The following is a 24,438-nucleotide window of genomic DNA, read 5'->3' as shown; positions in this document are numbered from 1 at the left end:
GCGTTTTTAATCTCCGCGGTAACTAACCATAAATTGATTCCTCCCGATTAGTCGCTTATATTGCGGGCATCATTGAATGCATTAATCAGGAATGTCAAATATGCGTATCGGAATTTTTTTTGGAGGTCCTTCCCGCGAACGGGAGATATCATTTGCGGGCGGTAAAACAGCATTTGAATACCTCGATAAGTCACTTTTTGAGCCGGTACCGGTTTTTGTTGATAGCTTCGGAAGGTTTATCCTGCTGCAAAACGAGCTCATGTATTCGACCGAAATCCGCGATTTTTACCCCGCTCCTGGCATTCAAAAGGATAGCTTCAAAACTTACATCGAATCCTTTCCCGAACTGGCCGTGGCCGACGTGCCTGCCGACACCGGAAAGCTAATAGCCCCTTCTGAGTTCAAAGAATATTTCGACTTCGTATTTCTGGCCATGCACGGTCCTGATTGCGAGGACGGGGCGATTCAGGGTTTGCTTGAATGGTATAAAATCCCATATAGCGGTCCTGGTTTGATGGGTTCTGCTGTTGGAATTGATAAAATACTGCAAAATGAGATGATCGCCCTTGTAAACGGGCAGGAAAAAAAAAGCTGGACGCTCAAATACAGCCAGTGGGTGCCCAAAGATTACCCATTGCTTTTCCAGGTTTTGAAAAAGCATCTGGGGCTGCCGTTGGTGATCAAAGCGCCGCATCAGGGCTCCTCCATCGGCGTTGCTATTGTGAAGGACGATTCGCTGGAAGAATTCGTATCCGCCGTTAACCAGTGCTTTTTCCAGATCGAGCTGAATGCCGATACCTGGAAGGAATTTGACCAGGCCGAAAAACTGGCCTGGGGGCAGAAAATTGCCAATCTGGACGAAGGTATTGGTTTCCCAGTTGTGTTGGACGGAAAAACGATCTATCACCCTACCACATTGATCAGCGAGCTGGAAATATACTTTTCAGAAGGAAATAGCCAGGTACTGCTGAGCAGTTCCAATGCCGAAGACCAGGTACTCGTCGAAGAGTTTGTGAATGGGCAGGAGTTTTCTTGCGGCTGTATTCAGTTCGACGACGGTTCGCCGCTTGCATTGCCACCTAGCGAGGTGATCAAAATGGTGAAGGTTTTTGATTTTAATGCAAAATATAAGCCTGGCGCCAGCCGCAAGCGCATTCCCGTGGATACCACGCTGGAAAAGAACCAGGAAATCCAGCAAATGATCGCCGCGACGTTCCAGCAACTGGGCATTAATGCCTGCGTGCGGATTGACGGCTTCCTGACCGAAGACGGCACGATCCTGCTCCACGACCCGAATACGATTCCGGGAATGTCGCCCACCTCTTTCATTTTCAAGCAAATGGCGGAAATAGGTCTGAACGTGACACAGGCATTGACCTATCTGGTGCGGCAGTCGCTTCGCGAGCGCATACGCTCGGGTAAGCAGACGTGGGCACTTCGCGCATTGCTCGAAACACTCGATCGTCAGATTGCTGCGGGCATCGCAACCGTGAAACCGGTAGAAAACATTGTTTTTGACGCTACCGACGAGGCATATGTAGAAGCGAGGCGCCGTTACGGCCTCCTGAATGCAGGAGGAAAGGTGACCCCGGTGCCGGTGCTCAAATCCGCCGACGGCCGGTTCTATAAGCTTCCCAATCCATTGATGTTCAAGGAATATGTTTCGGATGTAGAGGAGCTGCTGCATGCGGAGCGTCATCCTTTGTTGGTAGAAACCTCGCAAAAGGCAACAGCCCTTACCCGCTTTTTCGCAGGAGAAGTTTCTTACGACATTGTCTTAATAGACAATCCGGTACTATAATTGGAAGTATTCTCGGGTTACTTATTATGGCTCATTATGAGTGGTTTATGCACTCTTTTGTAGCCGCCGATTACCAATTGCCGGATTGTTAAATTTTTTCAATTTTCTTCCGGTTTCTGGTGTTTTTGAAAACCGGTTTTCTAAATTGGGTAATTATTGAAATTCATTCCTTTCGAAAAATTGACGGATTAATGGCACAAGGAGCTGAAAAAGTTAGGTTAAGTCTTCAGAAAGATAATAAGGGATGGAAGAAGTGGGGACCTTACCTGTCGGAGCGCCAATGGGGTACGGTACGGGAGGATTATAGTGGAAATGGCGATGCCTGGAACTATATTACCCATGAAATGGCCCTTTCGAAAGCATATCGCTGGGGCGAAGACGGAATCGGTGGTTTTTCTGATAACAAGCAACATATATGTCTTTCGTTCGGGTTCTGGAACCATAAAGACAAAATATTGAAAGAACGGATATTTGGTCTTACCAACCGGGAGTCGAATCACGGGGAAGATGTGAAGGAAATGTATTATTACCTCGATAGTACCCCTACACATTCGTATACCAAAATGCTCTATAAATATCCGCAGCAGCCGTTTCCCTATGAAAAGCTGCGCCAGGAGAACGGACGCCGCGGCAAGCAGGACCCGGAGTACGAGATCATGGACACCGGCGTGTTCGACAACGACGAGTATTTCGATATTTTCATCGAGCACGCGAAAGCCGACGAGCAGGATATCCTGATGAAAGTGACGGTTTTCAACCGCGGTGCGAATGAGGCACCCATTACCGTCCTGCCGCAAATCATGTTCCGGAACACCTGGTCATGGGGCTACGAGGCTTTCAATTACAAGCCGATCATGAACGGTATCTCCAACCGGTTGATCGAAGTAACCCACCGGAAGCACGGGAAATATAACCTGTACCTCGACGGCGCGGATGAACTGCTGTTCTGCGAGAATGAGACGAATTTCAAAAAGCTCTACGGCACGGCCAACAATACGGCCTATCCGAAAGACGGGATCAACGACTATATTGTAAGCGGCCAGAAAACGAATACGGTCAATCCGAACAATATCGGTACAAAAGCTGCTGCGCGTTTTACCAAAACGATCAAGGGGGGCGAGAGCGCTACTTTTCGCATGCGTTTTGTGAACCATTCCATCTCGGAGCCCTTTGGCGGTTTTGAAGACTTTTTCAATAAAAGGATCCGCGAGGCCGACGAGTTTTATGACGACCTGCAGCGCGACGTGGCCGACAGCGACCTGCGCTCGATCCAGCGGCAATCGTATGCCGGAATGCTCTGGAGTAAGCAGTTCTATTATTATAATGTGTATGAATGGCTGAAAGGTGATCCTGCTCAACCAGGGCCTAACCAGGGCCGGAAATGGGGGCGAAACTCAGGCTGGAAACATCTTTATGCCGCCAATATCATTTCGATGCCCGATAAATGGGAGTACCCCTGGTTTGCAGCCTGGGACCTGGCTTTTCATTGTGTGCCGTTGGCGAGGGTAGACGCCGGTTTTGCCAAAAGGCAGCTCGAAATCCTCCTGCGCGAGTATTACATGCACCCCAACGGGCAGATACCCGCATACGAGTGGAACTTCTCCGACGTAAATCCGCCGGTACATGGTTGGGCGACCTGGAAAGTCTATGAGATCGACCGGGAGCAGAACAATGGAGTTGGCGACATTGAATTTTTGGAAAAGATATTCCACAAACTGCTCCTGAACTTTACCTGGTGGGTCAACCAGAAGGATGACACCGGCAATAATATTTTCAGTGGCGGCTTCCTCGGCCTGGATAACATCGGGGTATTCGACCGCTCGACACCTATGCCTTTCGGCGGGAAGCTGCAACAGGCGGATGCGACGGGCTGGATGGCGATGTACACGCTCAATATGCTTCGTATTTCGGTCGAAGTGGCGCTTGTACACGGGGTTTACCAGGATATGGCGTCTAAATTCTTCGAACACTTCCTGCACATTGCGGGCGCCATGGAGTCGATCGGAGGCAAGAGCTCGTCGATCAGCCTTTGGGATGAAGAAGATCAGTTTTACTATGATGTGATTCACATTCCCAACGGCCAGAGTATCCTCCTGAAGGTTCGCTCGATTGTAGGGTTAATACCGCTTTTTGCAGTGGAGATCCTTGATCCCCAGATTCTGGACAAATTACCTGTCTTCAAACGGCGTGTCGAATGGGTACTGGCAAATCGCCCCGACCTCGCGCGGCTGATTTCCCGCTGGTTTGAATCGGGGAAAGGGGAAAACAGGCTGCTGTCGATCCTGCGCGGGCACCGGATGAAGATGATCATGAAACGGATGCTCGACGAGAGCGAGTTCCTGTCGGATTATGGCGTGCGGGCATTGTCCAAATACCACGAAGAGAATCCTTACAAGTTTTATATCAACGGCGAGGTTTTGCAGGTGGATTACACGCCGGCGGAAGCGCTTACCGATATTATGGGTGGTAACTCCAACTGGCGCGGGCCGATCTGGTTTCCGCTCAACTATCTCATATTTGACTCATTAATGAAATTTCACAGCTATTACGGCGAGGATTTCATGATCGAGTACCCGACCAATTCCGGTAACCTTACGACGATCAAGGAGGCTGCATTAGCCATTGCCTGTCGCCTGATCGATATTTTCAAAAAGGATTCGGAAGGCAGACGTGCAGTGTACGGTCAGGATGAGAAAATGCAGAAAGACCCTAATTTCAACGACCACGTTCTTTTTTACGAATATTTCCATGGAGATAACGGCCGGGGCTGTGGCGCAAGTCACCAGACGGGTTGGACAGGTCTGGTAGCAGAGCTGATCCATAAAACCGCGAAGGAATCTTTTTCAGAGATCGAGAAAGAGGAAGTGGAGATCAGTAAATAGGTGCAATGTGAACATTTTAAATTCTCTTAATAAATTCTATTTAACTTAATTATGACTGCAAAATTGGAACCGAATGTGATGACCAAGGTGAGCAGCTGGCTCAACGGTGATTACGATATCGATACAAAACAATCCATTCAACAACTGATCGATGAAGGCAACGATACTGAACTGACGGATGCATTTTATAAAGACCTCGAATTCGGAACAGGCGGGTTGAGAGGGCTGATAGGCATCGGTTCCAACCGTATGAACCGCTACACGGTAGGTACGGCCACACAGGGCTTGGCGAATTACCTTAACAAAGCATTCCCGAACGAAGCGAAAAGCGTAGCGGTAGCTTACGATAGCCGTATCAAATCGGACGAGTTCGCGAAGATCATCGCGGATATTTTCTCTGCCAATGGTATTTCCGTCTACCTTTTCGAAGGCTTGCGTCCAACGCCTGAGCTTTCATTTGCGATCCGTTTGCTGGGCTGTAAAAGCGGGGTGGTAGTAACGGCTTCGCACAACCCGAAAGAATATAACGGCTACAAAGCCTACTGGGACGACGGCTCTCAGGTAGTGGCGCCGCACGATACTAATATTATCAATGAAGTAAATGCGATCCAGTCGATCGACGAGGTGAAATTTGACGGCGATAGCTCGAAAATCACGAAGATCGGAACGGAAGTCGACGACAAATATATCAATCACATTCTGTCGCTTTCGATCTCAAAAGGTGCATTGGAGCGTCAGAAAGGGCTTAAAATCGTGTATACGCCGTTGCACGGCACCGGCGTGACGCTCGTGCCGCAATTGCTGGCTAAAATGGGTTTTGAAGCGGTAACGATCATCGAAGAGCAAGCGGAGCCGAAAGGTAATGGCCAGTTTCCGACCGTGGTTTATCCTAACCCCGAGGAAAGCGAAGCAATGTCCAAGGCCGTCGAAAAGGCGAAACAGATTGATGCGGATCTGGTAATGGGTACCGATCCCGATTCGGACCGCGTGGGTATCGCGGTGAAAAATCACCATGGCGAAATTCAGCTGCTGAACGGAAACCAGACGGCCAGCGTACTCATTTACTATCTCCTGAATGCATGGAAAGACGCAGGCAAACTTACCGGAACCCAGTTCGTGTGCAAGACCATCGTTACCACCGACCTGATTGATAAAATGGCGGCGGCTTACGACGTGAAATGCTACAACACGCTCACCGGCTTCAAATATATCGCGCAGGTTATCCGCGAGAAAGAAGGCAAGGAACAGTTCATCGGCGGCGGCGAAGAAAGTTATGGTTACCTGATCGGCGACGCGGTGCGCGACAAGGATGCAATTGCCTCCTGCGCGATGATCGCCGAGCTGACGGCCTATGCGAAGGATAAGGGCCTGAGCCTTTTCGATATGCTGATGGAAATCTACAAGCAGTTTGGTTTCTATTACGAAGGGCTGATCTCATTGACCAAAAAAGGAAAATCAGGCGCGGACGAGATCCAGCAAATGATGGCCGATTTCCGCGCTAACCCGCCGAAGACCATCGCAGGGTCGCCTGTTGTGCGAATGGACGACTACAAAGCATTGACCACGACCGATTTCAAGTCGGGCAATACGGCTTCTATCCCATCAGGTGAAATGGGTATCGAATCGTCGAATGTGCTGCAATTCTTCACGGAAGACGGTACGAAATTCACCTGCCGCCCATCCGGTACCGAGCCGAAGATCAAGTTCTACGTGGGCGTACGCGCTGCGCTGGAAAAGAATGAAGACTTCGACAGCGTTTATGCTTCTTTGAAAGAGAAGGTGAAAGCGATCGGCGAGGAGCTGAATTTGAAATAAGACCTATTGATTGGGAAATAAATGCGAAGGCGGCTCATTCGGGCCGCCTTCTGCTATAATGTGGCATACACAACAATGTATTTTCGCCTCGCATTATCTTCCAGCAGGCTCACCCGTTCGATTTTTGAAAACGGGACATCATTCAGTTCGGTAAAGGTGGATGGGTTCGTATTCAGGTAAAGAGTTGCGTTTTTGTGGTATTCCGAGACTCGCAGGGTATTATTCTTTGATTTGCCAAGACCGGTCTTGTTATAAAACTGTTCAGCGTCTGGCCCGGCCAGGAGTTTGTGGGTGAATGTCATGGCGGTATGCGTTCCCAGGCTCTGGCCGAGCTTGTATTCGAAATAGGCAACTTCATTTTTCCTGGCAATGGCAAGCGCTTTCTCGTAATCCTGCTCCATTTCCTTATGGAGCGGGTCGGGCGGGATCTGGCCCATTCCATGCCCTTGCCCGGTAATGTACCCCGAGTAACCTTTCATGGGCTCAAATTCGGTGCTGCCGTGCTCTTCTCCCGTACCACCACCGCCGCTTTTTGTTTTGACACGGACCGATATGGCCGTAATATATTGTTGCAAAGGATCGAATTGTATTTTATTGATCTGAAAATCCTGACCGAATTTCTGCACCGCATCTTTAATTTCATTGATCTCTTCCCAGGTCGTGAGTGGCGTAATAGCCCAATATAAGGTTTGATTAACCACCAATATTCCTTTCACTTTCGGTTGGGAGACTAATACCGTCTGAATGGTATCGCCTGTTAAAACTGTTTGCTTCTTTATAGGTTCTGTTTCCCGATTTGGTTTCTTCTTCTGTTGATTTTCGGTTAAGTCTTTTGCGGGAACCGTTATCATCACTTCGCCTATCAGGGGCTGAACAAATGGCCGGATTTTCGCGGGCGTCAGCTCAACGATCTGCTCGCGATAAGGCGCCACGAATGCCGATGAAATGTACACCAATGCAAGCACCACTACATATTTTACCCAAACCAGGTAATGCGAAGGCTTCCGGTTCATCATTTGAATGCGCTTTTTAAGGAGCGACTGGGCAAACGAATTGGTTAAAGGCAGCTCACGGGTTCGCAGGACCGCATTCAGTAGATTGTACTGATATTGCTTTTTCTCAAAACCGCTATCCAGCACAGCACGGTCGGCGAGGTATTCGAGGTTTTCCTGCACTAATTTTTGATGGACCCACGCAAACGGGTTGAACCACAGACCTATTTTCTGGATTTCCGCCAGTAGCAAATCGGCGCTATGCCATTGCCGCGCGTGCTCAGCCTCGTGCGCGATGATATTATGCAGTTCATTGCCGGAATGCTTCGATAAATCCAGAATGATCCATTTGAAGAAAGAGTAGGGCGAAGCGCCCGCCACATGCACAATGGCAGCGCCGTTCTGATGTTCTTCATTGCGGCCTTTGGCTACTACAAAAAACAGACGACCGATCTGGAAAAGGAAATAGGCCGCCATCGCGAGCATACCAGCGAGGTAAATGGTGCTGATCCAGTCGATTGCTGTCATTTCGGGTATCGCGGCTTCCGCCGGAGTTGTGAAAGGCCGTGATTGAATGGTTGCGATCGGCTCGCTGAGCATCGGCAGCTTTCCCACCACTTTCGGAATGCTGTGGTGAAAGCTCGTTTGTACTTCCACCGGCCCCCATCTGGGCAGGCTTATCAATGGTAATGTCCACGCAGCAGCTACATTGAGCCAGAGCAGTACACGGTTTAGTTTCGAGAATGTTTCAAACTGGATCAGCCAGCGGTAGGCCAGTGTGAGCAGAGCCAGCACGAGGCTCACTTTCATAAGGTAAGGGATCAGCATAAAGTCGGCGGATTAATGTGGTACATCAATACTTATTCTCCTTCTTCGATCATCCGGATGATCGCCCGCAAATCGTCCGGCGTCACTTTTTCCTGCTTGGCGAAATAAGCGACGAGGTCTTTATAAGAGTCGTTGAAATACCCACCAACGACCTTGCTCAGTACAAACTGATTCTGGTAGTCCTCCTGCTTCACGACCGGAAAATATTCATATGTATTCCCAAACTGCCGGTGCGATACATAACCCTTTTCTTCCAAATTCCGGATAATGGTCGAAAGAGTGTTGTAATGTAGCGTTGGTCCGGTGAAGAGCGGAAGCATGTCCTTCACAAATGCGGCGCCCCGCTTCCATAAAACCTGCATTACTTCTTCTTCCTTGTTGGTGAGTTTTTCCAGTTCCATGTCGCAAATATTAAAACTATTTTTATAGTTAACAAACTATTTTTCTAGTAGTAATATTTTTTTAAGTGAAAATTGAAAGAAATATGGAGCCTCAGGGACATCATTTGCCGCCGCAGGCTAATCGATATGTTACCTTTTGTTGTCTTATTGTGACTTCAAGTGATACTTTTTAAAGAACCAATTGTAAATTACAGATATCATATAACGACACCTAGCTAATTAATGATGAAAAAACTACTTCACAACAACCTGCTGTTGCTGTGCTTGGCATTGGCGATTTGCTGGAATGCCGCACGGGCACAAAACGGTTCAGTATCCGGGAGGGTCACGGACAAGGACGGAATTGAAATTCCCGGCGTGAGCGTAAGTATCAAAGGAACTTCGCAGGGAACTTTGACCGACGAGAAGGGGGTGTATGCCATTCAGGCGGGACCTGGCGAGACGCTCGTGTTCAGTTTTATCGGTTTCAAAAAGCAGGAGCTTTTACTCGGCAATCAACGCTCGCAACTCAACGTGCAAATGGAAGCCGATGTGTCGATGCTCGATGAGGTGGTAGTAACCGCGCTCGGGCAGACGCAGGAGAAGCGGGCGATCGGCTATTCGGTGCAGTCCATCCGATCCGACGAGCTCAGGGAATCGGGGAACCCCAATATGGTAGGCGCATTGCAGGGCAAGATTGCGGGAGCGGTGATCACCGGTTCGGGCGGGGCGCCCGGTGCCGGGGTGAATATTATCCTCAGGGGCATTACCTCGCTCAGCGGCAGCGCCGATAACCAGCCGCTGTTTGTGATCGACGGTATTGTCATCAGTAATGCTACCACCGCCGGGAATCCGCTGCCCAGCGCAGGGTCTGCTTCTCCGGGAGCTTCGGAACAATTTGCGAATACCAACCGCGCAGCGGATATTAATCCCGACGACGTGGAAAGTATATCGGTCCTGAAAGGCCCCGCCGCGACGGCACTTTATGGGCTGCGCGCTTCCAATGGGGCGATTATCATCACTACCAAACGTGGTAAAACGGGTAAGCTGAATGTATCGGTTTCGCTGTCGGGGGGCGTAGACATACTGGGCAAATCTCCGGATATTCAAACGCGCTTCCTGCAAGGGCGTTTCGGAGAATTTATTTCGCCTACCGAAGTGCGCCAGCGGACGCCCTATCAATCGTTCGGGCCATCGGTTATCGGCAACACTACCGACCGCATTTACGACAATTTTCGCGGGTTTTATCAAACTGGTTTTCGCACCAACAACAATATCACCCTGACCAAAGGAAGTGAAAAAGGTAATATTTACGTCTCGGCAGGCCATAACTATCAGCAGGGGATCGTGCCTGCCACCTATTTCGAGAGGATTTCTGCCAAGATCGCCGGTACGTACAATTTCACCAGGCGCTTTTCGGCCTCCGGTTCATTCAACTACATCCGCTCCGGCGGCAAGCGCCCGCCTGCCGGCGATAAATCAGTATTCAGCGCATTATCGTATTGGCCGAATACCTACGACGTCAACGACTACCTGAATCCCGACGGATCTTACAAGAACCTGCTGCCGGGTTTTACCGATAATCCAGTTTACCTGGTCAAAAAGAGCCCGCGAGTCGACGCCGTGAACCGCTACATCGCCGATCTTACATTGAACTACAATATTACCGACTGGCTTACTGCTAAATACCAGATCACGATGGACGCTTTCAACGAGCGGCGGATGCGGCAGGTCGATAGTACTTTCGATGTTGGGACGGCAGTGAAGGGCTTTCTGATCAAAGAAAACATCAATTATCGCGAGATCAACTCCAATTTATATCTGACTGCCACAAAGCAGTTCAATGAAAACTGGAACGGCTCCCTGCTGGTGGGTAACTCGGTAGTAGGCAGCAAGCGCCCCGACAGTTATTATGAGCGAGGCGAAGGCTGGAAAGCACCATTTACCGACGAGATGAGCAGTTACCGCAATGTCCAAAAGCGCTTTTACTCCCCCTTGCAATACCGGATCGTGAGCTTCTTCGCAGACGCCAAACTGAGCTACAAGGAAATGCTCTACCTGAATGCAACAGGCCGGAACGACATCGTTTCGACGCTTCCCAAGGCAAACAACTCGTTCTTTTATCCTTCATTTAGCGCCGGGTACATATTCACGGAAAATCTTCCCCAAAACAATATTCTCAGTTACGGAAAGCTCCGCGCCTCGTGGGCGCAGGTGGGCAAGGGCACCGACCCGTACGTGATAGGCGTGTATTATGAGTTGGCCGATAACTTCCCGTTCGGGAATACGGTACCTGGTTATGTTCGCCGCTCCACTACGGCTGCGGATAATCTCAAACCGGAGCGGACAACTTCCATTGAATTCGGTACGGAGCTGCGCTTTTTCAGGAACCGCCTGATGCTCGATGCTACCTATTTTACCATGGATAGCAAAGATCAGATCGTCCGCGCTCCGGTGTCCAATGTCTCGGGTTATTCATTTTACTATACCAATATCGGTTTGATACGTAACAGGGGTGTCGAATTACTAGCCACTTTCAAGCCGGTGACCACGGCGCGGTTTACGTGGGATATGTCATTGAATTTTACAAAAATGTCTGGCAGAGTGATTGAAATGCCTGATGAGCTGGAAGAAATCGCCTATTTCGATAACGGCAGCCGGGGCGTTTTGAAAGTGAGGGAAGGCAGCAAGCTCGGTGAACTCTGGGGGCTCGATTACCTGCGCGCGCCGGACGGACAGCTGCTCATCCAAGCAAACGGCTTGCCGCTTACGAGCCAGGTGACCGTACCCTGGGGCAATGCATTGCCCGACTGGACAGCCGGTTTAACCAATACCTTCAATTACCGGGGAATAGGTCTTTCTTTCCTGCTCGAATGGCGGCAGGGAGGCGATGTGGTAGATCTCGGTGAGCGTAATGCGTTCCGGGCCGGGTCGATCGCGATTACCGGACGGCGCTATGAGCAGGTCGTATTTAAAGGGGTGGTTGAGCAAACGGGTGCGGATAATTCGGTAACGTACGTGCCCAACACCAAAGCGGTTATCCTCGATGATTCCTTCTACAACCCGTCCACGGCACGCTACATGGGCAATTCGGCGCAGTTCAACATTCAGGATGGCTCTTGGTTGCGGCTACGGACGTTGGGCCTTTCCTATGCGATCCCCAAGGCGGCATTGGCTAAGTCGGTTTTCAAAGGCGGTGTGCGGTTCAATTTTACGGGTACCAACCTGTTTCTGAACACGCCGTTCCGCGGGTATGATCCGGAAGCGCTCACATTTGGTTCCGGCACGAATATCATCGGTTTTGTCGGGCGGAACAATCCGGCAACACGCAGTTTTCAATTGGGTATTAATGTCAATTTTTAGGAACATGAAAAATATCAGATATATATTCCAAATACTGCCTTTGCTGGGTCTGCTGCTGACGGCCTGCGATAAGTTCTTGGACGTCAATACGGATGGGACCCTCAAAGGCGATGCAACAATGCAGGAATTGCTTCCTACTGCGCAGTTTTACACAGCCGAGGCGAGTTTCCAGCAGGCTTACGTCGCCTGCCAATATGCGCAGCAGCTGGGCAGCGCGCTAGGTGCCAACGGGATCGATACATATGCCGAAACCGACAATACGCTGGGTTGGTCGAACCTTTACCTGTATGCTTTGCCGCAACTCAATACGATCATTAAGAAAGGGCAGGAGGAAGTCTCGCCGGCTTATATGGGCATTGCCAAGGTGTTGACCGCCTATAACCTGGGCCTAGCGACAGTAAATTGGGAGAATGTGCCTTACAGCAAAGCCGATCAGAATAATTTTTCACCCGCCTACGACACGCAGGAACAGGTGTACGCAACTATTCTCAAATTGCTCGACGAGGCGGTGACGGAACTCGCTGCCGGCACGGGCGCAAAACCCGGCCAGGACGACCTCATTTATCAGGGTGACCTAAGCAAATGGGCCCGGTTGGCCTATTCGCTGCGTGCCCGCTACCTGTGGCATGGCTCGTTGCGGAATCCCCAGCAAGCCGCGGAAGGCGCGCTTGCCGCGCTGGAAAAGGGCATGAAAGGCAATGAGGATGATTTTCAATTACAGTACAATTCCAAAAACCTGAGTCCGTGGTACAGCAAAGTTGCGATCCCCAATACTACCGGTAATCTCTCGGTCACGTTTACGAACACGATCGTAGATCTTTTTAATGGTGCCACACAAGGCGTTGCCGACCCGCGTTTGTCGAAAGTGATAGGTATAAAGAGTAACCAGACCGTCTATTCCGGAGTAATACCGGGCTCGGGCAGCGGCTCGACGGTCGATTTGAATAACAAAGCATGGCATTCGAACATCAACTCGCCGCTGACGATGATGACTTACTCTGAATTGAAAGGTATAGAGGCGGAGGCGAGGCTGGCCCAGCATGGCGGCACAGGCACGTCGGCAGCCGGATATGCGGCTTATCAGGAAATGATGTCTGCCAATATGAAGAAAGTCGGTGTTGAGGGCGCGGAGATTGACAAATTCCTGAAAGACACGCGGATCAACGTAGGTGCTTCGAAACTGACTGCGAAGCAAATCATTACGGAGAAATTCAAATCCATGCTGCTGATCGGCGACATCTGGACGGACATCCGTAAATACGACTACCTTGATTTCCCAATGCCCGCCAACCCTAACCCCGATTTGCAGGGCAAACGGATCCAGCGTATGAAATATCCCGATTCGGAAATCACCCGCAACTCCAAAACCGTGCTGGCCAACCAGAAAGACCCCGGAGTGGCCATGTGGCTGATCACCAAGTAGCTTTTACCTATCAAACTGAGAAATTATGAAACTGATATTAACATATATGCTTTCCAGCCTGACTGCCACGTTGCTGCTCACAAGCTGCTATGAAGAGCCGGATCTGTTTGAAGACCTGCTGGTCAGTAATGGGAAAGTGGCCCAAATAGCCGTAGTCTGGCTGGGCGACTCGAAGGTTTATAATGCGGCTGGCGTGTTGCAGACCACGACTACGGTGGATTCGCTCAGCACGGTGAACGTGAATATTGAATATACCTCGGAAGTTGCCGTGAAGGAGTTTAAATTTTACTCGGCACCGACTGCCTCGGGCTCGCAGACGCTTCTTGCGACCGTACCTGCGGGAGCGCAGAAATATGATGCAGAACTCCGGAATTACGTCATGAAAGTGCCCATCACGGCGCCGAAAGGGAAGAACATTACTTCGGTGATTTTTGCGGAGGTCATTGCGGAGAATGCATTAGCCTCGTCCAGGAAGAGCGCCACGCTCAAAACGAAGCCGTAAGTGAAAGGGATATGCAACGTTTACAAACTCCTCATTTATCTTTGAGGTTTAAAGCTTTGAATATTGATGCGCCCTGTTTTGAACTGCATATCCCTTACCCGTTGCTTACTGATATTAATCCTGGCCGTACTCGCGCGTACAGGAACGTACGCGCAGCAGGCGGCAACCGTTACCCTTATTGGCAAGGTTACCGACGAAAAAACCGGTAAACCGCTCCCGTTTGCTAATGTTTTTATTAATAATTCAACAATTGGGACCAATTCCGACGAAAACGGGAACTACCGTTTGCCGAATCTGGCGGTCGGTAACCTGGAACTCGTGGTGTCGTTTTTGGGCTATGAAACTGTGAAGCAAACACTCCGCTTTGAACAGCCGGGCACCAGGACGGTCGTATTTAAGCTACGGGAAGGGCAGGAGCTGAAAGGAGTTACTATTGTAGCCAAAAAGAATAAGAAGCGTGAGAAGCATTTGAAGATCATTATCCGGGAACTGTTGGGGAGAGGTAAATTCAGCAAGCTGTGTAAAGTGCTGAACCCCGAGGCGTTGCGGATTTCGGAAGACGACGACGGGCATCTTGGCGCACAGACCACCAAGCCGCTGGTCATTGAGAACTACGCGTTGGGTTACCGCATTCACCAGGACCTCGATGACTTTGATTATTTCAATGGAAAAGTTTACTATGGCGGAGCCACGCGCTTTGAACTACTTGTACCCAAGGATGATGCGCAACGCAAGTTGTGGCGGGCCAATCAAAAAGAAGCTTATAAAGGTTCACTTAAACATTTGCTGACGAGCATGGTGGCGGATAGCTTGCAGGAACAGGGTTTCAAGGTATTTCAGGTTATTCCCGATTCACTCCGCATTTTCAAATCTGTGAGGAGCGTTAATGGATATAATACTATTGCGAACCACGTTCACAACCGGATAGAACCTGTGCGCGGTATGCGGTTGGTACGCCCGGGTGAATTGCCTACCGAGCGGCTGGTGGTGTCGCGCACACAGCTGGAAGTATTTAATATGAATAGAAATGGCAGGTCGCCCTATGCCGATATGCCTTATGCTTATACCCAGATCACCCTTCCGCAAGGCTATATGGTCACCACTCCGCAAGGATGGGTAGTAATGCCGATGGGTTTCGAGATCGCCGGCGACCTGGGCAACGATCGTTTCTCCAACCTTCTGCCCGCCGACTGGAAACGTGACGAGTGATCACCGCATTACTTTGCGTATATAGTTCCCGTAAAATGTTTGCAGATACCGCCACTCGCTGAGCAGCCATAGCAGCGTGGAAGAAATACGGCTGGTGCTGGCGGCTTTGTCACCTTGTTATAACTGAAAATGGGGTAATATCGTACAATACTCACTCCTTAAACGATTAAGGTGCTTTTAGGATGCAAAAATATTAAGTAACCAATGGAGACATTTAGTGACACTATTTTATCCATTTTTAGCACTATTCTGTCAAAAAATAAAAGCAATACTTTTATAGATGTAATTATTTGATAAAATAATGATAAATTTACTATGCCTAATAAATATTAACCTAGCTAAGGAATATGAAAATAATCTACAAGAATCCCATGCGGGATTGGCTCACTTTCCTCCTTCTGTTTCTGACCATTTTTTCAGCTATTGCACAGGATCGAAGGGTGACTGGCGTTGTGTCTGATCCCGCTGGCACAGGAATCCCCGGAGCTACCATTCTGATCAAGGGTACGCAGATCGGGTCGAACACGGACGCCGACGGGCGTTTTGCCGTGAATGTCAGATCAGACAAAGATGTGCTTGTGATCAGCTTTGTCGGCTACAAAACAAGGGAGATCATCGTGGGTAACCAGTCGGTGATCGATGTGAAAATGGAAGACGACGTAGCGGCGCTGGAAGAAGTAGTTGTGACCGGTTATACGACCGACAAACGCCGCGAAACTTCCGGGTCGGTAGCGCTCGTAAAAGCAAAAGACCTGACGGCGGTTCCGTCCGGAAACGTGGAACAGCAGTTGCAGGGACGCGTGGCGGGTGTGACGGTGATCACCAACGGCCAGCCCGGTACCAACAGCCAGATTCGCGTTCGTGGTTTCGGCTCTTTCGAAGCCAACGAACCGTTGTATATCGTGGACGGGGTGCCTGTGGGTTCGACCGACTTTCTTAACCCCGATGATATCGACCAGACCACTGTGTTGAAGGATGCAGCCGCAGCATCTATCTATGGAGCGCGCGCCGCGGCGGGTGTGGTCGTTTATACAACCAAGAAAGGTACCCGCAACAGAAAGCTGAGCGTGACTTATGATGGCCTGGTCGGTTTTACAACCCCGGGTAATGGCCAGAAAATGATGAACCCGACGGACTTTGCCGATTGGACCTGGAATGCATTCCGGAATTCGGGCTGGAAACCGGGCGATCAGAACTGGACACACCCACAATTCGGCACAGGTGCACAACCCGTGATCCCCGACTACCTCATGGTGGGTGGTACCTATGGTGTTACCGGCAATGTCGATCTGGCAGCAGAACGTAAAAAATACAACGTTGACCCTACTGCAGGGTCGGTTTATCAGGTGGTAAGGGCCAATCGCGCCGGCACCGACTGGTACGACGCGATCACCAGAACGGCGCCCGTGACCCGGCACTCGCTGGGCTTTTCAGGGGGCGGTGAAAACGGCCGTTATTTTGTTGGCTTAGGCTTGCAGGACCAGCAAGGTATTCTTTTGAACAACAGCTTCAAACGTTACTCTTTCCGGGTTAACACCGAGTTTAATATCCTCAAAAATCTGCGATTCGGAGAGAATATCCAGGGTACATACCGCCAGGTGCTGGGTATCGGAGGAGCTAACAACGGTCAGGGTGTAGCAAACGACGAAAACGATATCCTGAGCGCATTCCGTATGCCTTCCATCATTCCGGTTTATGACGAATTTGGCGGCTATGCGGGAACAGCGGCAAAAGGTTTCAACAACCCAAGAAACCCGGTAGCTACCCGTGACGGCATGAAAAATAATAATGCATTCAACGCCAACGGTTTCGGTAACGTCTATCTGGAATTCGATCCGATCGAGAATCTGACCTTGCGGTCGAGCCTTGGAGGCCAGTATAACAACTATACCTACTGGAACTATTCACGCCGTCAGTACGAAAACTCGGAAAACAACTCTGCGGTAGGTTATGGCGAAGGTTCGGGATACCGCTTCGCCTGGACATTTACCAACACGGCACAATACCGGAAGACATTCGGTTTGCACAATCTGGATGTTTTGGTAGGCCAGGAAGCATTGAATACGGGCGTGAGCCGCGATTTGCAGGCATCCGGTCTGAACCCGTTTTCGAACGACATCAACTATGTAAACATGTCGAACGTGTCGTCGAAAGTAACCAACAGCCAGCTCAGCAATGGGGTGACGTTCTACTCTCTGTTCGGTCGTTTGAACTACATATTTAATGACCGGTACATTGTATCCGGGGTGTTACGTCGCGACGGTTCTTCGCGCTTCGGTGCGGCCAACCGTTATGGGGTATTCCCGGCGGTATCGGTAGCATGGCGCGTTACTTCCGAAAACTTCATGAAAGGCGTTACCTTCCTGAGCGACTTGAAAATCCGCGGAGGTTACGGTACAATGGGTAACTCCAACGCGGTACGTCCCGACAACCAGTACAGCCTCTACTCGGCAGGTATCGGAACATCGGCCTATGATATTACCGGCTCCAATACCAGTGCTGCGGAAGGTTATTACCGCAGCAAGCTCGGGAATGCCGATGCCAAATGGGAAACCAGCATTACCAAAAACATCGGTTTCGATGCGACATTTTTCAATGGTAAGTTGGACGTGATCCTCGATTTGTGGCAGAAAGATTCCAAAGACCTTCTGTTCCAGAAAGGTGTCCCAGCCGTTGTGGGCTCAGGAGCAACGCCTCCGTACGTGAATGCGGGAACGATTACCAACAAGGGTATCGACTTCCAGATCATCACCAAAGGCAAAGTCGGCAGCAAGCTGGGCTACGAGCTGAACGTAACGGGGGGTATCCTCAAAAACGAGATTGGTGATCTTGGCGGTGACAAATACCTGGCCGGCATCAACCCGGGGTACCGTGGTTTGCAACCTATCCGCAACCAACTCGGCTATTCGCTTTCGGCATTCTATGGCTATAAGGTAACTGGCCTCTTCCAGACTCAGGAAGAAGTGGACCGCGCGCCGGCACAGGATGGAAAAGGGATCGGCCGCTTCCGCTATGAGGATATCAATGGCGACAACCTCATCAATGCCGATGACCGTACGTACCTGGGTAGCCCGGTTCCAAAATTCACAGGCGGTTTGAATCTGAAACTGACTTACCTGAACTTCGAGCTGGAAACTTATATGTACACCTCGGTTGGTAACAAGATATTTAACGCTTCGAAATGGTTTACTGACTTCTATCCTTCGTTTGCAGGCGCAGCCATCAGCGAAAGGGTGAAAGATTCATGGTCGCCATCGAACACAGGCGCTACCATACCCATTTTTGAAAGCGCTTCTAATTTCAGTACCAACACACAAGCCAACTCTTTCTATGTGGAAAACGGCAATTATGTGAGAATGCAGAACATTTCACTGGGCTATAACCTGCCCAAAACATTGCTGGCCAAACTGAAAATGCAAAAACTGAGACTCTACGCCTCAGCCAACAATATTTTCACGATTTCCAAATATCAGGGACTTGACCCCGGTGTAGGTGGTAATGCCGACACGCAATTCGGGATTGATGTAGGTAACTATCCTGTAACAAGAAGCTGGGTTTTCGGTCTAAACCTCGGTTTTTAATCTTTAATCAGGCTGTTTCTACATTGAATGAATCATTAATATTCTGAATCGATGAAAAAGATATTCACTAATAGTATGGCGATCATCACCGTTCTGATGACGGTGTTCTTCTCCTGCAAAGAGAGTTTTTTGGAAAAACCGGCGACGGGCGCGGTGAGCGAGGGGCTTCTTACTTCTACAAAGGGGCTTGAAGGTGCGCTGATCGCCGTCTATGGGCAGATCAACGGCAAGGGTGCCGGGGGTAGGATGGCAAGTCCCAGCAACTGGGTTTGGGGAAGTATCCGCGGAGGTGATGCCAACAAAGGTACCGACCCCGGTGATTACAGCGACATCAACCCGATACAGCGCTACGAATACCTGAGCACGCAAGGTGTTATTTCTGAAAAATGGGCCGGCAATTACGAAGGTGTGTCACGCGCCAATGCCGTACTTCGCCTTGTCGCGAAGGCCGATGCCGAGGTTACGGACGCGACCAAGACGCGGATCATCGCGGAGGCACGTTTTCTGCGCGGACATTACTATTTCGAGCTGAAAAAGACATTTGGAAACACTCCTTATGTGGATGAATCGGTGGATTACGGCTCGGGCATCGAAAAGGTAAAAAACGATGCGGACCTTTGGCCGAAGATCGAGGCGGACTTCAAATTTGCATTTGATAACTTACCTGTAAGCCAGGATGCAGTGGGCCGCGCCAATAAATGGGCAGCCGCGTCCTACCTGGCCAAGGCGTATCTCTATCAGAAAAAATTTCCTGAGGCCAAAACGCTTTTCGATCAGATCATCGCCAGCGGACAGACGACCAACGGTAAAAAATATGCGCTTGTGCCGAAATACGCCGACGTGTTCCGCGCTTCGAATGACAACAACACGGAATCTGTATTCGCAGTACAAGCCGCAGCCAATACAGGTAGCGTAAACAATGCAAACCCCGAATTTGACCTTAACTGGCCTTATAATACAGGTGCCAACGGCCCGGGTAACTGCTGCGGGTTCTTCCAACCCAGCTTCGAAATGGTGAACTCCCACCGTACAGATGCCAGTGGCCTGCCATTGCTCGATGGGTCTTACAATTCGGACAAGAATGCGGTGGTATCGGATATGGGTTTGCTGTCAAAGGATAAATTCACCCCTGACGCCGGTAACCTCGATCCACGCCTCGATCACTCGGTAGGCCGTCGCGGAATCCCATTCCTTGACTGGATCGATCACCCCGGTGCCGACTGGATCCGTAACCAGGCAAATGGCGGTCCGTATAGCCCCAAAAAGTATGCTTATTACAAAACAGATGTGGGTTCTTTGCAGGATAACAGCTCCTGGACCCCAGGCTATACGGCGATCAACTACACGGTGATCCGCTTTGCAGATGTGCTCCTGATGGCTGCTGAGGCCGAAGTGGAAGCCGGAACCCTGGAAAAGGCCCGGGAGTATGTGAATATGGTGCGCACCCGCGCGGCAAATCCCGATGGTTTTGTGAAGAAAGGCGGTGCTCCTGCGGCGCAATACGTGATTGGTACTTATAAAACCGCATGGACGGATAAAGAGGCTGCACGAACGGCGGTTCGTTTCGAAAGAAAGCTCGAACTTAACCTGGAAGGCCACCGGTTCTATGACCTCGTGCGTTGGGGCGTTGCCGACAAGGAACTCAATGCATATCTCACTTATGAATCGAAAAAGCTGACCGGGGCATTAGGTAATGCCAAGTTTGCAACCAAATATGAATTATTACCGATACCGCAAGGCCAGATTGACCTTCAGGGCGCGGATGTCCTGAAACAGAACCCTGGTTTCTAAGCATTTCAAACCTGACTAATTTCCCGGGGAGATGGTATGTATTTACCATCTCCTTTTCTTAATTTCGAAATATCCTGATTCTGTCAACTTATTGCACCTGGCAAATGTTCGTGAAGCACTTACTTCCTTTATTAGTAGGAACTGCCCTGCTTGTATCCTGCAAAAAAGATCTCAAAACGTTTACCGAATTACCTGCCGGTGAAACAGGCATCCGCTTCTCCAATCGCATCGCTGAAAACGATACGATGAATATCCTGGCATTTGAATATGTCTACAATGGAGGAGGCGTGGCACTGGGCGACTTCAACAACGATAGCCTGCCAGATGTGTACTTCACAGGTAACACAGTTCCGAACAAGCTGTACTTAAACAAGGGGGATTTTAAATTCGAGGATGTGACCAAAAAGGCTGGTGTCGCACCTGAAAATAAATGGTCGACCGGCGTAGCTCTGGTGGACATTAACAATGACAAACTGCTGGACATTTACGTGTGCGCGTCCGTGCGTGAGGTGCCGCAGCAACGCGAGAACCTGCTGTATGTAAACCAGGGGCTGGGCAAGGACAAAGTGCCGGTTTTTAAGGAAATGGCGAAGGAGTATGGCATCGCGGATACAACGCACACGACGAATGCCGCGTTTTTCGATTATGACAATGACGGTGACCTGGATTTGTTCCTGATCGTCAATGAAATGGATGACAATAATTTTCCAAATAAATACCACAAAAAGATCGTCGACGGCTCCTCTCGTCGCACCGACCGGCTGTACCGGAACGACTGGGACGCGAAGTCGAATCACCCGGTTTTTACCAATGTATCCAAAGAAGCGGGCATTCTGATTGAAGGGTACAGCCTGGGGATCAATGTGACGGATGTAAATCAGGATGGCTGGAAGGACGTGTATATCACGAACGATTACCTCACCAACGACCTTCTCTATATCAATAACGGCAATGGTACTTTCACAGACCAGGCTGCCACCTATTTCAAACACACTTCGCATTCGGCGATGGGCAATGACGTGGCCGATCTCAATAATGACGGCCTGGTGGACGTGCTGGCCGTGGACATGATGCCGGCGACAAACCGCCGAAAGAAAATGATGACGCCTGCCAACAGTTACGTGACATACCAGAACAATGACCTGTTCGGTTATCAGTACCAGGTGGCCAGAAATACTTTGCAACTCAACATGGGAAGTGCTTCGAAAGACAGCAAATCGCCCGTTTTTAGCGAAATAGGACTGCTTAGCGGTGTTGCCGAGACGGATTGGAGCTGGACGCCGATGGTGACCGACTTCGATAATGACGGTCTTCGTGATATTATTATTACAAATGGTTTTCCGAGGGACATTACCGACCTCGACTTCATCGCTTATCGCAACGAGGTATCGAGCATTATGGCACCGATGATGATGCTGGATTACATTCCAAGCGTGCGGATCAGGAATTTTGCATTCAAGAATAAAGGCAACCTCGCTTTCGACGACGTGACCAGTGATTGGGGCATCGAAACTCCGGGGTTTTCGAGTGGGGCTGCGTATGCCGACCTGGACAACGACGGAGATCTTGATTATGTCGTTAATAACATCAACGACTCGGCAATGGTCTATCGCAATAATAGCATTCAGCTGAGGCCGACGGAAAGTAATTATTTGCGCATTGCGTTTAAAGGGGATCGTTACAACAATGCCGGAATCGGCGCTATTGCGGAAATTACTTATGCAGACGGGAGAAAGCAGATTGGAGAAAACTCACCTTATCGCGGCTATCTGTCGACGGTGGAGCCGGTTTTGCATTTCGGATTAGGGACGGAGAAGGCCCTGAAAGAGGTGAAAGTCACATGGCCGGGCGGAAAAAGCCAGGTATTGAAAAACATTAACGCCAATCAGTTGCTGGTTGTGAGCGAGAAGGATGCCGCGATGGTTCCGACGCCCGCCGGAGCGCCAGTTACGCAGCTTTTTACCGATATTACGGCCGATCTAAGTGTGTCCTATCGCCACGAGGAAATGGATATTATCGATTTTAACATTCAAAAGCTGTTACCACACAAAATGTCGCAGTTCGGACCGGCGCTTGCGGCAGGAGATGTGAATGGCGACGGGTTGGACGACGTATTTGTAGGCGGTGCCTATTTGCATAAAGGCCGGTTTTTGCTGCAACGGCCTGATGGTAAATTTACGGTTGCGGATTTACTGCCCGGTCCGGAAGGATTTGAAAAAACATCCGAGGATATGGGGGTACTGCTTTTCGACGCAGACCGTGACCAGGACCTGGATCTATATATTGTCAGTGGCAGCTACGAAATCAAGGAAGGCTCGGATGCGTTGAAGAATGCATTGTATCTCAATGATGGAAAAGGGCACTTTACACACGATATGGCTGCACTGCCCGGATTTCTGGTGAATGGCTCGTGCGTAAAAGCGGTTGATTTCGACCGCGACGGCGACCTGGACCTGTTTGTTGGCGGCAGGGTGGAATCTGGTAAGTACCCTAAACCGGTTTCTAGCTACCTATTGCGCAACGATTCTAATGGCGGCACAGTACGTTTCTCAAATGTCACAACATCTGTGGCGCCCGAACTGGCGGGAATCGGGCTGGTTTGCGATGCGCTCTGGACCGATTACGACAATGATGGTTGGACAGACCTCTTGCTGGCGGGAGAATGGATGCCATTGACATTCCTGAAAAATGAGAAAGGCAAATTCAAAAAGGTTACTACCGGGCTGGAAGCGAAGAAAGGATGGTGGGGAAGCCTCGTCGCGGGGGATTTTGATAACGACGGTGATATGGATTATATCGGTGGGAACCTTGGAACAAATACGCTCAGCAGAGCTTCTGAAAGTCGTCCTGTGAGCGTGTATGCGAAGGATTTTAATAATGACGGCTATTTCGATGCGATACCGACGGTCTTTTACAAGGCCCAGGATGATACTTACAAGGAGTTTCCCTACAACACGCGCGACGACATGGGCAAGCAGGTGATCCAGGTGCGGCAGCGGTTCCAGGAATATGGGAAGTTTGCCGAGTCGGGTTTACCGGATATTCTGAAACCGGAAGAGTTGAAAGATGCATTGCATTTGTCGGCCACCTGGTTGAAAAGCAGTTATATCGAAAATCAGGGCGGGGGCAAGTTTGCAATCCGTGAGTTGCCAGTTCAGGCGCAGTTTGCTCCGCTTTTTGGAATGATAGCGGACGATTTTGATCAGGATGGCAATCTCGACCTGATGCTGTCGGGAAATGATTACGGCTCAGAAGTGTCGGTAGGGCGGTACGACGCCATGTATGGGCTTGTGCTGAAAGGCGACGGCAAAGGCGGTTTTCGCCCGCTCAGTATTTCCGAAAGTGGCTATATGGCTAACGGCAATATGAAAGGCTTGGTGCGCCTTGCTTCATCCGACGGCAAGTGGCTTTCGGTTACCTCACAGAACCGCGAACTGTTGCGCTTCCACAAAGCTAACCGTCCGATGCGGAAAGTGGCGCTCGCAGCCGGCGAAACATCCGTAGTGCTGCATTTGAAGAATGGAAAATCAAGGCGGGACGAACCCGGTTACGGCTCGTCGTTCCTGTCGCAATCGAGCCACGCACTGTTGTTGCCCGATTATGTTTCGGCGATCACCGCCATTGACTCCAAAGGAAACAAAAGAGAGTTGAAATGACCTTATTAACAAAAGCAGGCCGCTGTGACCGACGGGCATTTGCCCGGATTCGAGGTCACAGCGGCCTTTTTGTTGAAATATAAATTTTCCAATTTGTGGTGCTTTTTATCTCGCCTGAAAATTGAGATATTTAATTTAATTATATAAATTAAATTGGATATAGCGTCGCATTGCCTCTACCACCTCAATATAGATATTTTATCTTTTTCTAGCAT

Annotated in this window: 12 protein-coding genes; 10 read left to right on the top strand and 2 right to left on the bottom strand. The window is 49.9% G+C overall.

Features of this window, described 5'->3' with window-relative positions; all coding sequences use genetic code 11:
• Positions 1-100 precede the first annotated feature (100 nt).
• From IEY24_RS16085 to IEY24_RS16075, 3 genes are all read left to right on the top strand, one after another.
• Complete coding sequence (locus IEY24_RS16085; protein ID WP_188933858.1) at positions 101-1,801, top strand: D-alanine--D-alanine ligase family protein; 1,701 nt, start codon at positions 101-103, stop codon at positions 1,799-1,801.
• 191 nt (positions 1,802-1,992) lie between these two features.
• On the top strand, positions 1,993-4,683 hold the full coding sequence (locus IEY24_RS16080) for an MGH1-like glycoside hydrolase domain-containing protein (RefSeq protein ID WP_188933856.1): 2,691 nt from the start codon (positions 1,993-1,995) through the stop codon (positions 4,681-4,683).
• A gap of 51 nt (positions 4,684-4,734) precedes the next feature.
• A complete protein-coding gene (locus IEY24_RS16075) occupies positions 4,735-6,498 on the top strand; it encodes a phospho-sugar mutase (RefSeq protein ID WP_188933854.1) in 1,764 nt (587 codons plus the stop codon).
• 53 nt (positions 6,499-6,551) lie between these two features.
• Here the strand turns inward: IEY24_RS16075 and IEY24_RS16070 are convergent, their stop codons facing one another.
• Both IEY24_RS16070 and IEY24_RS16065 read right to left on the bottom strand, forming a co-directional pair.
• On the bottom strand, positions 6,552-8,318 hold the full coding sequence (locus IEY24_RS16070) for a M56 family metallopeptidase (protein ID WP_188933852.1): 1,767 nt from the start codon (positions 8,316-8,318) through the stop codon (positions 6,552-6,554).
• Positions 8,319-8,350: 32 nt separating this feature from the next.
• On the bottom strand, positions 8,351-8,719 hold the full coding sequence (locus tag IEY24_RS16065; RefSeq protein WP_229222411.1) for a BlaI/MecI/CopY family transcriptional regulator: 369 nt from the start codon (positions 8,717-8,719) through the stop codon (positions 8,351-8,353).
• Positions 8,720-8,941: 222 nt separating this feature from the next.
• Between IEY24_RS16065 and IEY24_RS16060 the strand changes: the two genes are divergently transcribed.
• The 7 genes from IEY24_RS16060 (at position 8,942) to IEY24_RS16030 (ending at position 24,223) form a co-directional block, all read left to right on the top strand.
• A complete protein-coding gene (locus tag IEY24_RS16060; protein WP_188933850.1) occupies positions 8,942-12,061 on the top strand; it encodes a SusC/RagA family TonB-linked outer membrane protein in 3,120 nt (1,039 codons plus the stop codon).
• 4 nt (positions 12,062-12,065) lie between these two features.
• Positions 12,066-13,484 carry a SusD/RagB family nutrient-binding outer membrane lipoprotein gene (locus tag IEY24_RS16055; RefSeq protein ID WP_188933848.1) on the top strand — a complete coding sequence of 473 codons (1,419 nt, stop codon included), beginning with the start codon at positions 12,066-12,068 and terminating at the stop codon, positions 13,482-13,484.
• Between the two features lie 25 nt (positions 13,485-13,509).
• Positions 13,510-13,986: a hypothetical protein gene (locus IEY24_RS16050; protein WP_188933846.1), complete on the top strand. Its 477-nt coding sequence runs from the start codon at positions 13,510-13,512 to the stop codon at positions 13,984-13,986.
• Positions 13,987-14,052: 66 nt separating this feature from the next.
• Entirely contained in the window at positions 14,053-15,195 is a 1,143-nt protein-coding gene (locus IEY24_RS16045) for a carboxypeptidase-like regulatory domain-containing protein (RefSeq protein ID WP_188933844.1), read from the top strand.
• A 347-nt stretch (positions 15,196-15,542) separates the two neighbouring features.
• Entirely contained in the window at positions 15,543-18,776 is a 3,234-nt protein-coding gene (locus IEY24_RS16040; RefSeq protein WP_188933842.1) for a SusC/RagA family TonB-linked outer membrane protein, read from the top strand.
• 51 nt (positions 18,777-18,827) lie between these two features.
• On the top strand, positions 18,828-20,567 hold the full coding sequence (locus tag IEY24_RS16035) for a RagB/SusD family nutrient uptake outer membrane protein (RefSeq protein WP_188933840.1): 1,740 nt from the start codon (positions 18,828-18,830) through the stop codon (positions 20,565-20,567).
• 104 nt (positions 20,568-20,671) lie between these two features.
• Positions 20,672-24,223, top strand: a complete 3,552-nt coding sequence (locus IEY24_RS16030; protein WP_188933838.1) for a VCBS repeat-containing protein — start codon at positions 20,672-20,674, stop codon at positions 24,221-24,223.
• Positions 24,224-24,438 lie beyond the last annotated feature (215 nt).

Source organism: Dyadobacter endophyticus (assembly GCF_014641595.1).
GTDB classification, from domain to species: Bacteria; Bacteroidota; Bacteroidia; order Cytophagales; family Spirosomataceae; genus Dyadobacter; species Dyadobacter endophyticus.
This window is presented reverse-complemented; position numbering and strand designations above follow the sequence as displayed.